This is a genomic window from Lutibacter sp. B1, from assembly GCF_012524075.1.
GTDB lineage: Bacteria > Bacteroidota > Bacteroidia > Flavobacteriales > Flavobacteriaceae > Lutibacter.
The window spans coordinates 68,792-83,944 of the sequence record NZ_JAAZUI010000008.1 but is presented as its reverse complement, the minus strand read 5'-3'; the positions used below and the strand labels follow the sequence as shown (position 1 = coordinate 83,944).

Annotated in this window: 17 protein-coding genes and 1 pseudogene; 2 read left to right on the top strand and 16 right to left on the bottom strand. The window is 29.5% G+C overall.

The annotated features are described in order from the left end of the window. The first annotated feature begins 1 nt into the window (after position 1). Positions 2 to 424: a molybdenum cofactor biosynthesis protein MoaE gene (locus HGB55_RS06580; protein WP_168815831.1), complete on the top strand. Its 423-nt coding sequence runs from the start codon at positions 2 to 4 to the stop codon at positions 422 to 424. Here HGB55_RS06580 and HGB55_RS06575 read toward each other — a convergent pair. The 16 genes and pseudogenes from HGB55_RS06575 to rplU form a co-directional block, all read right to left on the bottom strand. After that, positions 421 to 2,190 carry a DNA mismatch repair protein MutS gene (locus tag HGB55_RS06575; RefSeq protein ID WP_168815829.1) on the bottom strand — a complete coding sequence of 590 codons (1,770 nt, stop codon included), beginning with the start codon at positions 2,188 to 2,190 and terminating at the stop codon, positions 421 to 423. The two genes, HGB55_RS06580 and HGB55_RS06575, sit on opposite strands and share 4 nt — an antisense overlap. After that, a complete protein-coding gene (locus HGB55_RS06570; protein WP_168815827.1) occupies positions 2,191 to 3,270 on the bottom strand; it encodes a HesA/MoeB/ThiF family protein in 1,080 nt (359 codons plus the stop codon). Next, positions 3,270 to 4,106: a DUF1835 domain-containing protein gene (locus tag HGB55_RS06565; RefSeq protein WP_168815825.1), complete on the bottom strand. Its 837-nt coding sequence runs from the start codon at positions 4,104 to 4,106 to the stop codon at positions 3,270 to 3,272. The genes HGB55_RS06570 and HGB55_RS06565 overlap by 1 nt, the downstream gene beginning before the upstream one ends. Then, positions 4,099 to 5,211 (bottom strand): NTP transferase domain-containing protein, encoded by a 1,113-nt coding sequence (locus HGB55_RS06560; protein ID WP_168815823.1) that lies wholly within the window; start codon positions 5,209 to 5,211, stop codon positions 4,099 to 4,101. Before HGB55_RS06560 ends, HGB55_RS06565 begins: the two co-directional genes overlap by 8 nt. Next, positions 5,204 to 5,683 carry a cyclic pyranopterin monophosphate synthase MoaC gene (gene moaC / locus HGB55_RS06555; RefSeq protein ID WP_211047357.1) on the bottom strand — a complete coding sequence of 160 codons (480 nt, stop codon included), beginning with the start codon at positions 5,681 to 5,683 and terminating at the stop codon, positions 5,204 to 5,206. Before moaC ends, HGB55_RS06560 begins: the two co-directional genes overlap by 8 nt. A 29-nt stretch (positions 5,684 to 5,712) precedes the next feature. After that, a pseudogene (locus tag HGB55_RS06550) lies at positions 5,713 to 6,018 on the bottom strand (four helix bundle protein). 67 nt (positions 6,019 to 6,085) lie between these two features. Continuing rightward, a complete protein-coding gene (locus HGB55_RS06545) occupies positions 6,086 to 7,288 on the bottom strand; it encodes a molybdopterin molybdotransferase MoeA (protein ID WP_168815821.1) in 1,203 nt (400 codons plus the stop codon). 4 nt (positions 7,289 to 7,292) lie between these two features. After that, on the bottom strand, positions 7,293 to 7,946 hold the full coding sequence (locus HGB55_RS06540) for a phosphoribosylanthranilate isomerase (RefSeq protein ID WP_168815819.1): 654 nt from the start codon (positions 7,944 to 7,946) through the stop codon (positions 7,293 to 7,295). Continuing rightward, on the bottom strand, positions 7,946 to 8,932 hold the full coding sequence (gene moaA / locus HGB55_RS06535) for a GTP 3',8-cyclase MoaA (protein ID WP_168815817.1): 987 nt from the start codon (positions 8,930 to 8,932) through the stop codon (positions 7,946 to 7,948). The genes HGB55_RS06540 and moaA overlap by 1 nt, the downstream gene beginning before the upstream one ends. Then, a complete protein-coding gene (locus HGB55_RS06530) occupies positions 8,932 to 9,564 on the bottom strand; it encodes a Crp/Fnr family transcriptional regulator (RefSeq protein WP_168815815.1) in 633 nt (210 codons plus the stop codon). Before HGB55_RS06530 ends, moaA begins: the two co-directional genes overlap by 1 nt. Before the next feature lie 13 nt (positions 9,565 to 9,577). Then, complete coding sequence (locus HGB55_RS06525) at positions 9,578 to 9,991, bottom strand: DUF6691 family protein (RefSeq protein ID WP_168815813.1); 414 nt, start codon at positions 9,989 to 9,991, stop codon at positions 9,578 to 9,580. A 4-nt stretch (positions 9,992 to 9,995) separates the two neighbouring features. Next, complete coding sequence (locus tag HGB55_RS06520) at positions 9,996 to 10,553, bottom strand: YeeE/YedE family protein (RefSeq protein WP_168815811.1); 558 nt, start codon at positions 10,551 to 10,553, stop codon at positions 9,996 to 9,998. A 73-nt stretch (positions 10,554 to 10,626) separates the two neighbouring features. Then, a complete protein-coding gene (locus HGB55_RS06515; RefSeq protein ID WP_168815809.1) occupies positions 10,627 to 11,259 on the bottom strand; it encodes a Crp/Fnr family transcriptional regulator in 633 nt (210 codons plus the stop codon). Continuing rightward, entirely contained in the window at positions 11,256 to 12,491 is a 1,236-nt protein-coding gene (locus HGB55_RS06510; RefSeq protein ID WP_168815807.1) for a 3-deoxy-D-manno-octulosonic acid transferase, read from the bottom strand. Before HGB55_RS06510 ends, HGB55_RS06515 begins: the two co-directional genes overlap by 4 nt. Positions 12,492 to 12,570: 79 nt before the next feature. Next, positions 12,571 to 12,831, bottom strand: coding sequence for a 50S ribosomal protein L27 (gene rpmA, locus HGB55_RS06505; RefSeq protein ID WP_168815805.1), 261 nt, complete (start codon positions 12,829 to 12,831; stop codon positions 12,571 to 12,573). Positions 12,832 to 12,866: 35 nt separating this feature from the next. Next, positions 12,867 to 13,508: a 50S ribosomal protein L21 gene (gene rplU / locus HGB55_RS06500; protein ID WP_168815803.1), complete on the bottom strand. Its 642-nt coding sequence runs from the start codon at positions 13,506 to 13,508 to the stop codon at positions 12,867 to 12,869. A 320-nt stretch (positions 13,509 to 13,828) separates the two neighbouring features. Here rplU and HGB55_RS06495 point away from each other — a divergent pair, with 320 nt between their 5' ends. Further along, on the top strand, positions 13,829 to 15,148 hold the full coding sequence (locus HGB55_RS06495) for a pitrilysin family protein (RefSeq protein WP_168815801.1): 1,320 nt from the start codon (positions 13,829 to 13,831) through the stop codon (positions 15,146 to 15,148). The last annotated feature ends 5 nt before the right edge of the window (positions 15,149 to 15,153 follow it).

The following is a 15,153-nucleotide window of genomic DNA, read 5'->3' as shown; positions in this document are numbered from 1 at the left end:
TATGAAAAAAACTTCTGTTTTACTTACAAGTAACAAATTAAATATACAAGATTGTTATGATTTTGTACAAGATGCTTCTTGTGGCGGAATAGCTGTTTTTATAGGAGCTGTTCGAAATTCTACTGAAAACAAAACAGTAACGTTGTTAGATTTCAGTTCTTATGAGCCAATGGCTTTAAAGGAAATTCAAAAAATTGCTGATACTGCTTTAGAAAAATTTTCAATTACAAAAATAGCCATTCACCACGCTGTTGGAGAACTTAAAATTGGTGATATTCCTGTAATTATTGCTGTTTCGTCTGCTCATAGAAAAGCTGCTTTTGAAGCTTGCGAATATGCTATTGACACATTAAAAAAAACGGTCCCTATTTGGAAAAAAGAACATTTTGAAAATGGTGAAGTTTGGGTAAATTCACATCCTTAAACAATTTCCATTTTCTTTAACAAAAAAGAAGCATTCATATTTTTACAAGTGCCTACTTTTAATTTGTAATCAAAATGCAATTCATCATTTATAATTTCAGCATCAAAATAATAATTTAATACTTCTGATAATTCTTTTTCAATTTCACACAAGCTTAAATCGTGTGTAGCAATAATTCCTGTAGAGTTTGAAGCTACTAATTTTTGCACAAATTTTTTCGAACCAATGGCTTTATCTGTACTGTTTGTTCCTTTTAAAATTTCATCTAAAATGATAAAATAATCTTCATTTTTTATTTCATCAACAATAAATTTCAGCCTTTTTAATTCAGAAAAGAAATACGATTCATTATCCGCTAATGAATCTGAAGTTCGCATACTGGTAATCAATTTTATGGGAGAATACTTAAATTTTTCGGCACATACCGGCATACCCATATTTGCCATAACAATAGCCAATGAAACCGTTCTTAAAAAAGTACTTTTACCTGCCATATTTGCTCCGGTAATGATAAAAAACTGGTGATTTTCTATTTTAAAATCATTATCAATGCGTTCAGACTCTTTCAATAAAGGATGTCCTAAATTTTTAGAAATAATCACGCCCTTATTTTTTTCAATTTCCGGGAAAACATAATTTGGATGGTTAAATGCAAAATTTGCCAACGAATTTTGTGCATCAAAAAAAGCAATCACTTTAAACCAATCTTCCACAACATCTTTATACCTATTCATCCATTTTTCTACATTATGAACTTGTTGTAAATCACGCAACAAAAAAGCATTACCAAAAAAATCAATTAAAAGGTTGTTACGCTGATCAAACGCATCTAAAACTTTAGAAAATTTCGCAAATATTGTTGATGCTTTTTGAGATTCTGTTTGAATTTGTTGCTGTTTTTCTCTCAAAATTTCTGATGTAAACGATATTGATTCAATTTCATTTAATAATTTATGATATTGTTTAAACGTATCTTTAGTATTACTTGCATCATTATACAATTCATTTACTCTTTTATGGTACGCACCGGAAATTCCTAAACCAACAAAAAACCAAAGTAACAGCACTTGTTCTGCTATAATTCCCATAACGGCAAGTGCTATTAACACAATTGAAATCATAGAAAATACCTTGGGTAAAAACGATATGAATTTAGGAAATTCGGATTTGTAATTATGGATCCAATCTACTATTTCCTCTGCAGGATGTTCTACTTTTACCAAACTTGCTAAAGCTGAAAATTGTTGTCTCCATTTAGGTTTTTGACTCAATTCTTTAATTCCAAGTTGCTTTTCCTTAATATTCGTAATATCATTTGTAATTAGTTTGTCAACAAACTCCTTTTTACCATCATTTGTTACAGTTCTATTACAATATTGAAAAAAAGAACCTTTCCCAAACAAATCAATATCATAACTAAATGGATGTGAATGATCAACAAATTCGTTTCCGTCATTTAATGATACATAATCTCGATTTAAAACTTTTATTTCTGTTTCATTTATTTCAACTAACGCTTTATTTAGGTTGCTTTTATATTGCAAGTTTGAATGCCTTGCTATTAAATAGATAAACAAACTAACTCCAATCACTACAATAGAAATCATAATTTTAATAGTGCCAAAAAAGAAATAAACACCAAAAATGGTACTTAAAAAAATGAGTAACCGCAATGAGCTTGAAACGGCTAATTTCTTTTTTAACTTTTTCAACTCTTGCTCAAAATGTGCTTTTTCAGCTGTGTAAAATTCTAGTGGATTTTGCATTTAATAATTTATAATACCGTTTTTTAAACTAAAAACAGAAAGTAATGGGTATTTATCTTTTAATTTTAAAGTTACATCGTAACTTGTAATTCCTTTTGGGCAAACTATCACATAGCTTTTTGAAAAATCAGGATTGAATTTTTCAACATCAAAAATAGCATACGGTATTTTTTGATGTACGTTGAATGGAAGTTCTATATCCGTTTCGTTTAAAATGCTTACAATTTTAAAATTATCATCATTCACAATTTTTTTTAAACTTGAACCTGAAATTAACATAGAGGGATCCTGAACACTACAATCTTTATCTATATAAGTTGAATTTTTAAAAATTTCATGAATATTTAAGTCTGCATTTTTTTTGAGTTTTATTTTAAGCTGACTGTTTTCTAAAGCATTGTAAATTAACAACTGATTAGCTAATAATTTACCTGTTTTTGTAATCAATTTTATCACTTCGTTGGCTTGAAGCATTGCAATAATTCCAACTATCGGATTTAAAGTTCCTGCTTGTTCGCAATTAGGAATATCGGTTGCTATTTTTGGAAAAGCATCACGCAAATTACAGCTAATATTACCCTGATTATCAGATACATTAAATGTTGCTACATAACCATCAAATTTATATAAAGAGCCATAAACCAACGATTTTTGAGCGATTACACAAGCATCATTTATCAAATATTTTACAGGTAAATTATCGGTTGCATCAACAACAACATCAAACTTGGAAATAAGCTCTAATATTGAGTTTTTATCTACTTCTTTATTACTAAAAGTTACCTGTGTAAAAGGTGCTCTTTTTTTTATTTCTGAAGCTAAAATTTCAGCTTTTGGTTTACCAACATCTTCCGTTTTATAAAAAACTTGGCGGTGTAAATTGGAAACCGAAACAACATCAAAATCAACCAAATGAAGCGTTCCAATTCCGCTTGCAGCTAAATATACAGCAACCGGACTACCCAAACCTCCACAACCAATTATCAAAACCTTAGCGTTTTGTAATTTTTCCTGACCTTGTTTACCAATTTCAGGAAGTGTGGTTTGCCTTATGAAATATGCTTCTTTACTAATTTCCATTATTCGCTTATCAATAATTTTGCTTTGGCAGTTAAATAATACTTTTCATCTTTCACCTCAACATAATCACTCAATTTTTTAAGATACGTGTAATATTGTAAATCACCAAAACCATAAACAGTTGCTGAACTTTGCCAAATCAATAATTTATGTACTATTTCTTTTGCTGATAATACTTCAGAATTGATAATGCTCATTATTTTATTTTGAATCTGATTTAAACCATTTTCCGATGGAAATCGTTTTAAATGCTGGAGGATTGCCTGTTGTAAATATTGAAATTTAGAACTCTTATCAAAGTTAAATTGCTGCAGTTTTATTAAATTATTTTCTACATACACATTCCAGCAATTCTCGGCAAACAACAAGTTATTTCTAGTTAATTTCACTTTATTTTTATACAATAACGAATATTCTTCCGGTAAAAAATCTGAAAGTGTTTGCAATTTTTCTTTTCCTTTTACTTTACCTGTGCAAACTAAATAATAGTTGATGTCTTTTCTGAAATTTTGCAATAAATAACTGCATAAAGCCAATAAATTTACCTGACAAAATAAATCGAATTCAAACCATAAAACAACTTCATTATAAGCTTCAATATTTTCAATTTTTACAATTTCTTTAATGGTTTTATCAAAGTACTCTAATTTTTGAATGTTATGTTCTTCTTCAAAAAAAGCATATCTTTTCTTCCAAAATTCATCACTTGCCACATTTTTGTGTAAAGGTCCTTCACACAACATTTCTCTCCATACAACAACATCACCTTTTAATGAAGTTTTAGCTAAAATTTGTGCCGTACAATCACCATTTACTATGTGTAAAATATTATTCATTGATTTCTTTAAATGCAGACTTATATTCTTCAGGTGTATTGATATTTCTTATAAAATGTTCATCAACTTCAACTATTTCAACATTGGCATTAATCAAAACTTTTCGCGGGCACGAATACCCTTGTGCTAAATAATTGAGCATTAACGTATAACTTTTTGGCTCCCAAACGGTAATTAAAGGCTCTGGAAATTGATTGCTTTTACCTTTTATAGTGGTTGCTGCTTTTGATGGATTTCGATGTTTTAAAAGTAATTTAATAACTTCATCGTTCACAAAAGGCAAATCGGTTGCCAATACTAACCAAGCCACATCCGGATCTTCTTGAAAAGCAGAACAAATTGCTCCAAACGGACCTAAACCTAAAAATTTATCGGTAATTTTATTTTTTACATCAATTTCTTGGTCCTCTCTAACCGATAAATAGGTTTTTAAATGATTTTTTTCTAACAATTCAATTGCTACATCGCGTTGGTTTTTACCATAAAAGTTAAGCGTTCCTTTATCTGTTCCCATTCTGGTACTTTTCCCTCCGGCTAGTACCAACCCTTTAATTGGTGCTGTTTTTTCTTTAATTAAATTTTCAATATGCTTAGCTATTTTATCAATTTCACTTATTTGATAACACAGCAAATTTTTAATTTGAGGATACTTTTCTTCTAAAAAACCAAAATAGTTGGAATCATCTGTTAATTTTATAACAAATTGTACATTATTTAACTGATTGAGCCTTTTTAAAACCGAAGCCTCTTTATCATTATCCAATACCAAAATTTGTTTAGCTCCCTGATAATGATTACCATTAATGAATAAAAAGTCTAACTGAAAAAATTCTACACGTTGGTTGAATTTATTCACTAAATTTTGAGCAGTGATTTCTACCGAACCTTGTGAATGAAATGTATAGGTTTGCAAAGTACTCATCGGTTTATTTTCACTGTGTGAAGCGTCTAAATATCCCAATTTATATTGGGGTAATTTTTCTGAAATTTGCTGAACCAAACTAGAAACTATAGTACACTTTGTGCCTACAATTGCAATTTCATTTGGTGCAAAATTATCATTACTTCTTAACTTTAGTTTGGTATGTTTTTGATGTTTACTCATTTTTAATATCGCTTTTACCTCCCGATTTTTCTACTAGTTTAACTTCTTTAATTACCATTTTTTGAGAAATAGCTTTACACATATCATACACCGTTAAAGCAGCAATATTTGCTCCGGTTAAAGCTTCCATTTCAACACCTGTTTTACCTTCAATAGAAACAGTACATAAAATTTCTATATGCTCAATATCTATAACATTGATATCAATATCAACTCCACTAATTAATAACGGATGACACATTGGTATTAATTCTGATGTTTTTTTAACAGCCTGAATTCCAGCAATTATTGCTGTTTGAAAAACAGGACCTTTTTTGGTAGTTAACTCCTTATTTTCAAAATAAGCAATTATTTCTTCACCTAAAAACATCACAGCTTTAGCAGTAGCCTTACGTTTGGTAACTTTTTTATCACCAACATTTACCATTTTTGGTTGGTTTTTTTTATTGATATGAGAAAAATGTTTTTTCAATTTCTACTATAGTTTTAAGTGTTAAATGTTTAGTTTTTAGTTATGTTTTGTTGAGAGGTTTTAACAATAGCTGTTAACATTTTTATTAATTCTTCTACTGCTTTCAACTCATCATTTACATCTAATATTATTAATTCACTTTCTTTTAACAAACGTAACCAATATTTAGTTTCTCTCGCTTCTTTTTATGAAATTGACATTTTTGCAATAAAATCTTTTTTGCTTTGTCCTGCTAATGCTTCTTCAATATTTGCTCCTATTGAAGTTCCGCTTTTAAGTAATTGTCTTGAAATAATAAATTCTTTTTCGTTTAATAACTTTTTATAAAGCTGAATTATTTTTAATTAAAACTGAAAACTTTTATTACTAATAATACTTTCACTCATAACTCAACACTCAAAATTAAAAACTACGATACATAAGTATCGGAAAAACTTCTCCTTTGGTAAAATTACTTCTATCATCCGGTAATTCCAAAAAAGCATCAGCATCAACTAAATTAGCTAAATCTCCCGAACCTTTTCCTGCTACAGGTGTTGCTAATAATTTCCCTTCTTCAACATTTAATTTTACCTGTAAAAAATAAGTCAGTCCTTGTTTAAATGAAAAATCTTCACTTAAAATTGCCTGTTGCTTATTTTTAAAATTCAATCCAACAGATTTTTGATACCACGGATAAAAATATTTTAAACAGCTTACAAATGTTGAAACCGGATTTCCGGGAAATGCGAAAATTGTTGTATTTCTTTTTTTACCAAACCAAAAAGGTTTCCCCGGTTTTTGTTTTACCCTATGAAATAATTTTTCAACACCTAAAGTATCTAAAACTTCCGGTATAAAATCGAATTTTCCTTTAGAAACTGCTCCGCTAAAAATAAGCACATCATACTTATTTAAAAAAGAGTCTATTTTAGTTAATAACGTTTCTTTATTATCTAAAATATGTGCTGTCTCTGCTTTTATTTTAAATTTATTTAACAATGAAACCAACGTAAAAACATTGCTTCTTCTAATTTGATGTTCTGCAGGTACCTCAGAAACCTTTACCAACTCATTACCGGTTGAAACAATCATAACTTTTGGTTGTTTTGCAACTTTAACTTTTGATTTTCCAACTGTAGCCAACACTCCTATTTCAGCAGAAGAAATTAGCGTATTTTTATAAATTAATACATCTCCTTGTTTTTTATCCAACCCTTTTTTGTGAACATTTTTTAAATATTTAACCTCATCAATCAGAATTTTAGCTATACCGTTGGTTATTTCTAATTGCTCGTACTGAATAACAGCATCCGTATTTTTAGGAAGTATCGCACCGGTCATTGCTTCAATACAATTATTTTTATTTTGAAGTAAAAGTTGTTCACTTCCTGCCGCCTGAACTCCTTCAATTTTAAACTCCCGTTGCCCTTTATTGAATTCTTCCGAAGAAATAGCAATTCCGTCCATACTAACTCTATCAAAAGGCGGAAAATCTCTATCGGCAACAATATCTTCTTTTAAAATTCTTCCAACAGCATCTAAAAAATCTACTTCTTCCGTTCCAAAATCGTGAGTGTTTTTTAAAATTATTTCTAAGGCTTCTTTTACTGTTGTTAATTCCATTTTACTAATGCTTTATAGCCCTAAAAAAGGCTGTTAATTTAGTTGAATCAAGTTTTCCGTTAGTTCTAACACCACTACATAAATCAAGTCCGTAGGGATTCACATTATCTATAGCTTCTTTTGCATTGATTGACGATAAACCTCCTGCTAAAAACACAGGTATATTTACTTTTTCAACAATTTGTTTGCTTATTTTCCAGTTATGAACTCTACCTGTACCACCTAACTCTTTGGTTTTCAAATTAGGATTTCCACTATCTAACAAAATACAATCTACTTTTTTTGAAATTGCAATGGCTTCATCAATTGATTTTTCGTCTAAAACATGTAAAACCTGAACTATTTTTACATTTGGTAAAGCTGTTTTTAATTGTTGGTGTGTTCCTTTTGTGAGTGCATCAACAATTTGAATGGTTGTTGTGTTTACTTTTGAGTGGTGTTCAATAATTTTTTCTACTTCTGTTTCGCTGGTTAGCAAAAAAGTATCAATATGTTTGGGTACAATTTGAGTAATTTCAGCAATTAATTCATCTTTTATAATTCCCGGACCACTTGGCATATGCCCAACCAAACCTATTGCAGATGCACCTGCTTTAACGGCTAAATTTGCTTCTTTAATACTGCTGATACAACAAATTTTTACTTTTGGAATTCTCATTACCCTCCAATTGTAGACATACTTTCTGAAACGTTAGTTGCTCTATTAGCTTCAGCTATAAAACCATTTTCGGGTTTGTGATGTACTGTTGAAATAAATAATTCTTTTAAATCATCATCGTTTGCTCCTTTTCTAATAAAATCGCGCACATTAAAAACGCCACCGTCAAACAAACAATTTTTAAACAAGCCTGTGGCTGTAATTCTAATTCTATTGCAATCTTTACAAATAAGTCTTGTATATGAAGGAATTACACCAAATGAACCTTTGTAGTTTGGTATTTTATAATTATAAGATGTAGATGATTTTTTTGAGTTAAGTTCTTCAATAGTTGGATAGTGATTTTTTATATAATCCAGTATTTTGTTAAAATTCCATACCTCCTCAACATTTCTTTTTCCACTTCCATTAAAAGGCATTTCTTCAATAAAACGAACTTCTATCTCTTTTTCTTTTGACAGCTCTATAAAATCAATAATTTCATCGGTATTAAAACCAGATTGTACTACAACGTTCAATTTTAATTTAAGATTGCTTTTTTCTAACAAATCAAATGTGTTAAAAACACCATCAAAAACATCTCTTCTGGTAATTTTAGCAAACTTTTCTTTTTGTAAACTATCTATACTTAAGTTAATTGAATGTATGTTCAATTCTTCCAACTTATTTATATGATTTGAAATTAAAGCCCCGTTTGTTGTGATATTGATTTCCTCAAGCTTATCATTAAAACTCAACGATTCTAAAAAGTTTACAAAGTCTTTTCTAACAAATGGCTCACCACCGGTTAAACGTACTTTATTTACTCCCAATTCTGATAACACACGAGTAATTCGATACATTTCTTTGTACGACAATAATTCTTTCCTATCAACAATATCAATTCCTTGTGCAGGCATACAATATTGACAACGCAAATTACAACGATCGGTAACTGCTAATCGCAAATAAGTAATTTTTCTGCCAAATTTATCTAACAACTCCATTAATTGAGTATTATTTTATTTCTACCTAAAGTTATTCTTTCTTCTTTTTCTAATTTTTTTAATATTCTGGATATTGCTTCCCGAGATACATTTAAATCACGTGCTATATCAAAATGTTTTTTTAAAATAGTTTTTCTTTTTTTAACTGAACGTGTTTGCTCTAAATATTTTAACAACCTGAATTCCAAATTTGTAAAACAAATATCATTAATATTTTGAATTAAATAAGATGTTTGCTGATGATTTAATTTATTGTAAAATACCGACCAAGATTTGTACTTTAAAAACCACGAATTTACAACTTTTATAGGTATTGCAATGTAAGTAACATCACTTTCAGCTACCAATCTAATTTCACTTTCTTTATTTTCAAGACCATAAGTTACTGCTATTGCACTATATTGTTTTTCAGACAAATAATGTAAAAAAATGCCATTACCTTTACCATCTCTTCTCATTACTTTTACAACTCCAAAAACAATTAAAGGTATAAAGCTTATTTCTCTTCTAATTTCTAAAATTATTTTTTCAGAAGTTGCTTGTTTTAAAATACCATAATTATATATTTCTTGAAGTAAATTTTTTTCAAAAATATCTGAAAAACTTTGCGTAACTATTTCATTTATTTTCATGTGAACATACCTTTTAGTGAGGTAGTTTATCTTTAAATAATCCGTAACAGAAAGCTCCTAAAGTAGCACCAAAAATTACTATAAAAATTGAAACAACACCTTTACCAATTAATACAAACATTGGTCCCGGGCATGCTCCTGCTAAAGCCCAACCTAATCCGAATAAAATTCCTCCTAAAAGATTGCGATACAACCCTTTTTTCTTTGGGGCAACATGTATTTCGTTTCCTTCAAAGGTTTTTACCATTTTTTTTCTGAATAAATACATACTTACTATACCTAGAACTACAGCAGAACCTATAACTCCATACATATGAAAAGACTGAAATTTAAACATCTCGTAAATTCTATACCACGATATAATTTCTCCTTTAGTCATTACTATTCCAAAAAGAATGCCTACTAAAAAAAACTTAATATATTTCATCTTTTTAAAATATTAGAGGTAAAATAAACCAGGTCATTATTAAACCACCTATAAAAAATCCAATGACTGATATTACAGAAGGAATTTCTAAATTACTTAATCCCACAATAGCATGTCCGGATGTACATCCACCTGCCCATCGTGCTCCAAAACCAACCATAAACCCTGCTACTATCAAAATAATAAAACCTTTAAGTGTTAGCATAGTTTCTATACTAAAAATCTCATCGGGCAAATAAGATGTTCCTGCATTAGCAATACCTATATCGGCTAAATCTTTAACCGTTTGTGTGTTTATATCTACTACTTCTGTAGTTGAAAGCCATTGGGTAGCAATAAAACCACCGGCAATTGAACCAGCAATAAAAATTAAGTTCCACACATTTTGTTTCCAGTCAATTTTAAAATAATCTACAAATTTTCCCGCACCACCAATAGAGCAAAATGTTTCAAGGTTTGAAGAAACTCCAAAGCGTTCGCCAAAGTAGAAAAGTAAAAACATGACCAACGCAATTACAGGGCCTGCAACATACCAAGCCCAAGGTTGACTTATAAATTCCATAATTATTATTTTTAGTTAGTATAATCTAATGTATTGTATAAATCGCGCCTCTTTGTAACTATTGTTACATAAGTTAGAATTCTAAAATCTCAATTTTATTTCTATTCAGCTTGATTTTACCTTCATTTTCAAGTTGTTTTAACAATCTTGAAATAACAACACGCGATGTATGTAAATCGTAAGCAATATCTTGATGTGTTGTGTTTAGAGATGTTTCTCTCAAAATTTGAGCTTTATCTGTCAAATATTTATACAAACGCTCATCCATTCTCATAAATGCCAATGTATCAATAGTTTCCATCATTTCATTAAGTCGAATATTGTAACTATCAATTACAAAATTTCTCCAAGACTTATATTTAACCAACCACTCGTCTAATTTTTCTTTTGGCAGAAAAATAATTTCCGATTCTTTTTCGGCTATGGCTCTAATTCCACATTTATTGTTAGATATAGCACTTGCAAAAGAGCTGGCACAAGTATCTCCTCTTTCCAAAAAATATAACAAGATTTCTTCTCCTTTTTTATCTTCCCTTACAATTTTAATTGCTCCGTTAAGTAAAAGAGGAACTCCTTTCATTTGATCACCTAAGTCGACCAATAATTCATTTTCTCGAAGTTTTTTATAAACTCCAACTTGTTCAATTTCATCAAGTAATTCTTTTTCAAAAACAAATGAATAATAGCTGTCTAACTTTTCTCTCATCTTTCTATATAATTTAAAATTTTTGTAGTAGCTCCTGTTTTAGAAATTACATAACTCTTTGCTTTACTACCTGTTTTTATAGTATTTTCTTTTTCTTGAAAAAACGTTTTTAAAAGTACGGATAATTTTTGAGAATTATCAACCACAAAACAAGCTTCCTTTTTAACTAGCTCTATAGCTTCATTAAATTTATAATAATTAGGTCCAATTATTATTGGTACACTAAAAGTAGCGGGTTCCAGCACATTATGCACACCTGTTTTTGTAAATCCTCCTCCAACATAAGCTACATTGGCATAACTGTATATTTTGGTAAGAATTCCAATAGTATCTATTATAAAAACATTGAACTCTGAAAGATTTTTATGTTCTTTTTCTGAAAAAAGTACCGTTTTTTTTGTAATCCTATTTTTTAACTCGCTAATATCGTTTGAATTTATATTGTGTGGAGCTATTATAAATTTTTCATTTTCAAAAGTTGAATTATTAATATAATCAATTAATAAATCTTCATCTTCTTTCCATGTACTTCCGGCAACCAATATAAAAGCATCTTCTTTAAATTCTTCAATAAAAGAAAGCTGATTATTTTGTTTGGTTATCTCTAAAACACGATCAAAACGAGTATCTCCACTTACGGTAACATTTTTATATTGAATAGAACTTAATAATTTTTTTGAATTTTCATCTTGTACAAAAAGGTGTGAAAAAGCATTTAATGATTTTCGCATCCAACCTCCATACCATTTAAAAAATAGCTGATCTTCCCTAAAAATTCCTGAAACTAAAATAGTTTCAATATTTTTAGTTTTAAGTTCTTTCAATAAATTAGGCCAAAATTCATACTTAACAAAAACAGCTGTTTGTGGGTGTACAATTTCAAGAAATTTTTTAGCATTTTTTTCAGTATCCAAAGGTAAATAACATACAACATCTGCTACATCATAGTTTTTTCTAACCTCATATCCTGATGGAGAAAAAAAAGTTACTACTATTTTTTTTAAAGGATTCTGTTCCTTTAATTTTTCGATAATAGGTCTACCTTGTTCAAATTCTCCAAGTGAAGCACAATGCATCCATATAACATTATCTTCTTTAAAAATAGCTTGTTGTAATTGTGTAAATGTTTTTTTACGCCCACTCACAAAAAGTTTAATTTTTTTATTGAATAATGCAATTATTTTCAATAAAAACTGTGCAGTATAAACAAGTATGTTGTATAAAAAGTACATAAATGCAAATGTACAAAATAACCCATAAAAAAACTCCCAAACTTTAGTCTGGGAGTTTTAATTTTATTTTCACATTTTATTAAGCTTCAAAAGGCTCAATAGAAACATATGATTTGTTGTCTTTTCTTTTTTGGAACTTAACCACACCATCAACTTTAGCGTGTAATGTGTGATCTTTTCCCATATAAACGTTTTCACCAGGATGGTGTTGAGTTCCTCTTTGGCGAACAATAATATTACCTGCTATTGCAGCTTGACCACCAAATATTTTTACTCCAAGTCGTTTCGATTCTGATTCTCTACCGTTCTTCGAACTACCTACTCCTTTTTTATGTGCCATTATATTATGGTTTTAAAATTGTTAAACAAATTTGGTTATTCAATACCGCCTTTAGTATTATCTTGCCATTCTTTTAATTCATCCCATTTCCCTTCAGCAGCCATTTTAGCTTGTTTTGGCCATGAATCAGGTGTTTTAGAAGCATATCTTGGTCCTGCAGCAGTTAAAATTTCTTTTAATTTATCTACTTCAGTTGCAGCTAATTTAGCAAAAGTATCAATCCCAGCAGCTACAAATATTTCTGCAATTTTAGGTCCAATACCTTCAACTTTCTTTAAATCATCTCCTTTAGAAGATTTTTTAACAGGAGCTTTTTTTACAACTGGTTTAGCTTCTTTTTTAGCTGAAGTCTTTTTTTGAGCACCACTTGCTGCGATACCTTCAATTTGAATTTCAGTAAAAGATTGTCTGTGACCATTTTTTACTCTGTATCCTTTTCTACGTTTTTTCTTAAAAACGATAACTTTATCACCTTTTAAGTGACCTAAGATTTTAGCCGTTACTTCGGCTCCTTCTATAGCTGGGGCGCCAACGGTTACAGCACCATTATTATCTAAAAGAAGAACTTTATCAAAAGAAACTTTTGCTCCTTCTTCTTCTTGTAAACGGTGTACGTAAACCTTTTGGTCTTTTGCTACTTTAAACTGTTGCCCTGCTATCTCTACAATTGCGTACATAAGTTAATTTTTCGCTATTATTAATTTTTACTACCTTATTTTAATTAAGGCGGGTGCAAATATATGACTTTTTTCTTATTCAACAAAACAAAATTTCTTTAAAGAAATCACTCATTATGAGTGATTTAAATTATTTTATTAATATTCTGTTAATTTTTAAATTATTCGGGTAAAATAACTAAAAGTTTGATACTTTTAATCAGTATTAATGCTATGATAAAGACTTGTATGTTTAAAATCTAACCTTTCAGAATTGTAACATCAAACTAAAACATGCGTCATATACACATAATAAAATTTTAACAAACCTATTTATAACTATGAAAAAAAATTATTTTCTTAGCTTTTTAACTCTCTTTTTAAGCATTAGTATTTTTGCACAAAAAGTTGAGTTTGAAGAGTACGACTTAGACAATGGCTTACATGTAATTTTACATCAAGACAATTCGGCACCTGTTGTTACAACATCAGTAATGTACCATGTAGGAGCCAAAGATGAAAACCCTGAACGAACCGGTTTTGCACACTTTTTTGAACACCTTTTATTTGAAGGTACTGAAAATATAGAAAGAGGTGAATGGTTTAAAATTGTATCTTCTAATGGAGGAACAAACAATGCTAACACCACACAAGACAGAACTTATTATTATGAAGTTTTCCCTTCAAATAATGTTGAATTAGGCTTATGGATGGAATCCGAAAGAATGCTACATCCAATTATCAATCAAATTGGCGTAGATACTCAAAATGAAGTAGTTAAAGAAGAAAAGAGATTGCGTGTTGACAATTCACCTTACGGTCAATGGACTGGTGAAATGTTTAAAAGTCTATTTAAAAAACATCCGTATAGATGGACAACAATTGGTTCTATGGATCATTTAGATGCTGCCACATTAGAAGAATTTCAAGCGTTTAATAAAAAATTCTATATTCCTAACAACGCTGTACTTGTTGTAGCGGGAGATATTGATCCTACTTCAACAAAAAAAATGATTGAAGATTATTTTGGTGACATTCCAAAAGGAGAAACTATAGAACGTAACGTTATAAATGAAGATCCAATTGAAGAAGAATTAAATGTAACATACGAGGACCCAAACATTCAAATACCTGCAGTATTTACTGTTTACAGAACTCCTGCAATGACAACACGCGATGCAAGAGTTTTAGATATGGTTTCAACCATTTTAAGCGACGGTAAAAGTTCTCGCCTTTATAAAAAACTAGTAGACGAAAAGAAAAAAGCGCTACAAGTTGCCGCATTTAATTATTCTTTAGAAGATTATGGAGCTTATATTGTGCTTTCACTTCCTTTAGGCGAAAACACCTTAGATGATTTGGTAAATGAAATAGACGAAGAGATTGTAAAAATTCAAACCGAATTAATTTCTGAAAAAGAACTTCAAAAACTTAGAAATAAGTTTGAAAATCAATTTGTAAACTCTAATTCAAGTGTTGAAGGTATTGCAAACTCTTTAGCAACTTATTATTTATTGTATGATGATATTAATTTAATTAATACAGAAATTGATATTTACAATTCTATTACCAGAGAAGAAATTAGAGATGTTGCTAAAAAGTATTTAAAACCAAGCCAACGCTTAGTTTTAGATTATTTACCAGAAAAAGATAAAGAATAAAACAT

Bases quoted from the DNA above. Each gene is read 5' to 3' on its own strand.
- HGB55_RS06580 (WP_168815831.1), top strand. From the start codon at position 2: ATGAAAAAAACTTCTGTTTTACTTACAAGTAACAAATTAAATATACAA.
- HGB55_RS06575 (WP_168815829.1), bottom strand. From the start codon at position 2,190: ATGCAAAATCCACTAGAATTTTACACAGCTGAAAAAGCACATTTTGAG.
- HGB55_RS06570 (WP_168815827.1), bottom strand. From the start codon at position 3,270: ATGGAAATTAGTAAAGAAGCATATTTCATAAGGCAAACCACACTTCCT.
- HGB55_RS06565 (WP_168815825.1), bottom strand. From the start codon at position 4,106: ATGAATAATATTTTACACATAGTAAATGGTGATTGTACGGCACAAATT.
- HGB55_RS06560 (WP_168815823.1), bottom strand. From the start codon at position 5,211: ATGAGTAAACATCAAAAACATACCAAACTAAAGTTAAGAAGTAATGAT.
- HGB55_RS06545 (WP_168815821.1), bottom strand. From the start codon at position 7,288: ATGGAATTAACAACAGTAAAAGAAGCCTTAGAAATAATTTTAAAAAAC.
- HGB55_RS06540 (WP_168815819.1), bottom strand. From the start codon at position 7,946: ATGAGAATTCCAAAAGTAAAAATTTGTTGTATCAGCAGTATTAAAGAA.
- moaA (WP_168815817.1), bottom strand. From the start codon at position 8,932: ATGGAGTTGTTAGATAAATTTGGCAGAAAAATTACTTATTTGCGATTA.
- HGB55_RS06530 (WP_168815815.1), bottom strand. From the start codon at position 9,564: ATGAAAATAAATGAAATAGTTACGCAAAGTTTTTCAGATATTTTTGAA.
- HGB55_RS06525 (WP_168815813.1), bottom strand. From the start codon at position 9,991: ATGAAATATATTAAGTTTTTTTTAGTAGGCATTCTTTTTGGAATAGTA.
- HGB55_RS06520 (WP_168815811.1), bottom strand. From the start codon at position 10,553: ATGGAATTTATAAGTCAACCTTGGGCTTGGTATGTTGCAGGCCCTGTA.
- HGB55_RS06515 (WP_168815809.1), bottom strand. From the start codon at position 11,259: ATGAGAGAAAAGTTAGACAGCTATTATTCATTTGTTTTTGAAAAAGAA.
- HGB55_RS06510 (WP_168815807.1), bottom strand. From the start codon at position 12,491: ATGTACTTTTTATACAACATACTTGTTTATACTGCACAGTTTTTATTG.
- rpmA (WP_168815805.1), bottom strand. From the start codon at position 12,831: ATGGCACATAAAAAAGGAGTAGGTAGTTCGAAGAACGGTAGAGAATCA.
- rplU (WP_168815803.1), bottom strand. From the start codon at position 13,508: ATGTACGCAATTGTAGAGATAGCAGGGCAACAGTTTAAAGTAGCAAAA.
- HGB55_RS06495 (WP_168815801.1), top strand. From the start codon at position 13,829: ATGAAAAAAAATTATTTTCTTAGCTTTTTAACTCTCTTTTTAAGCATT.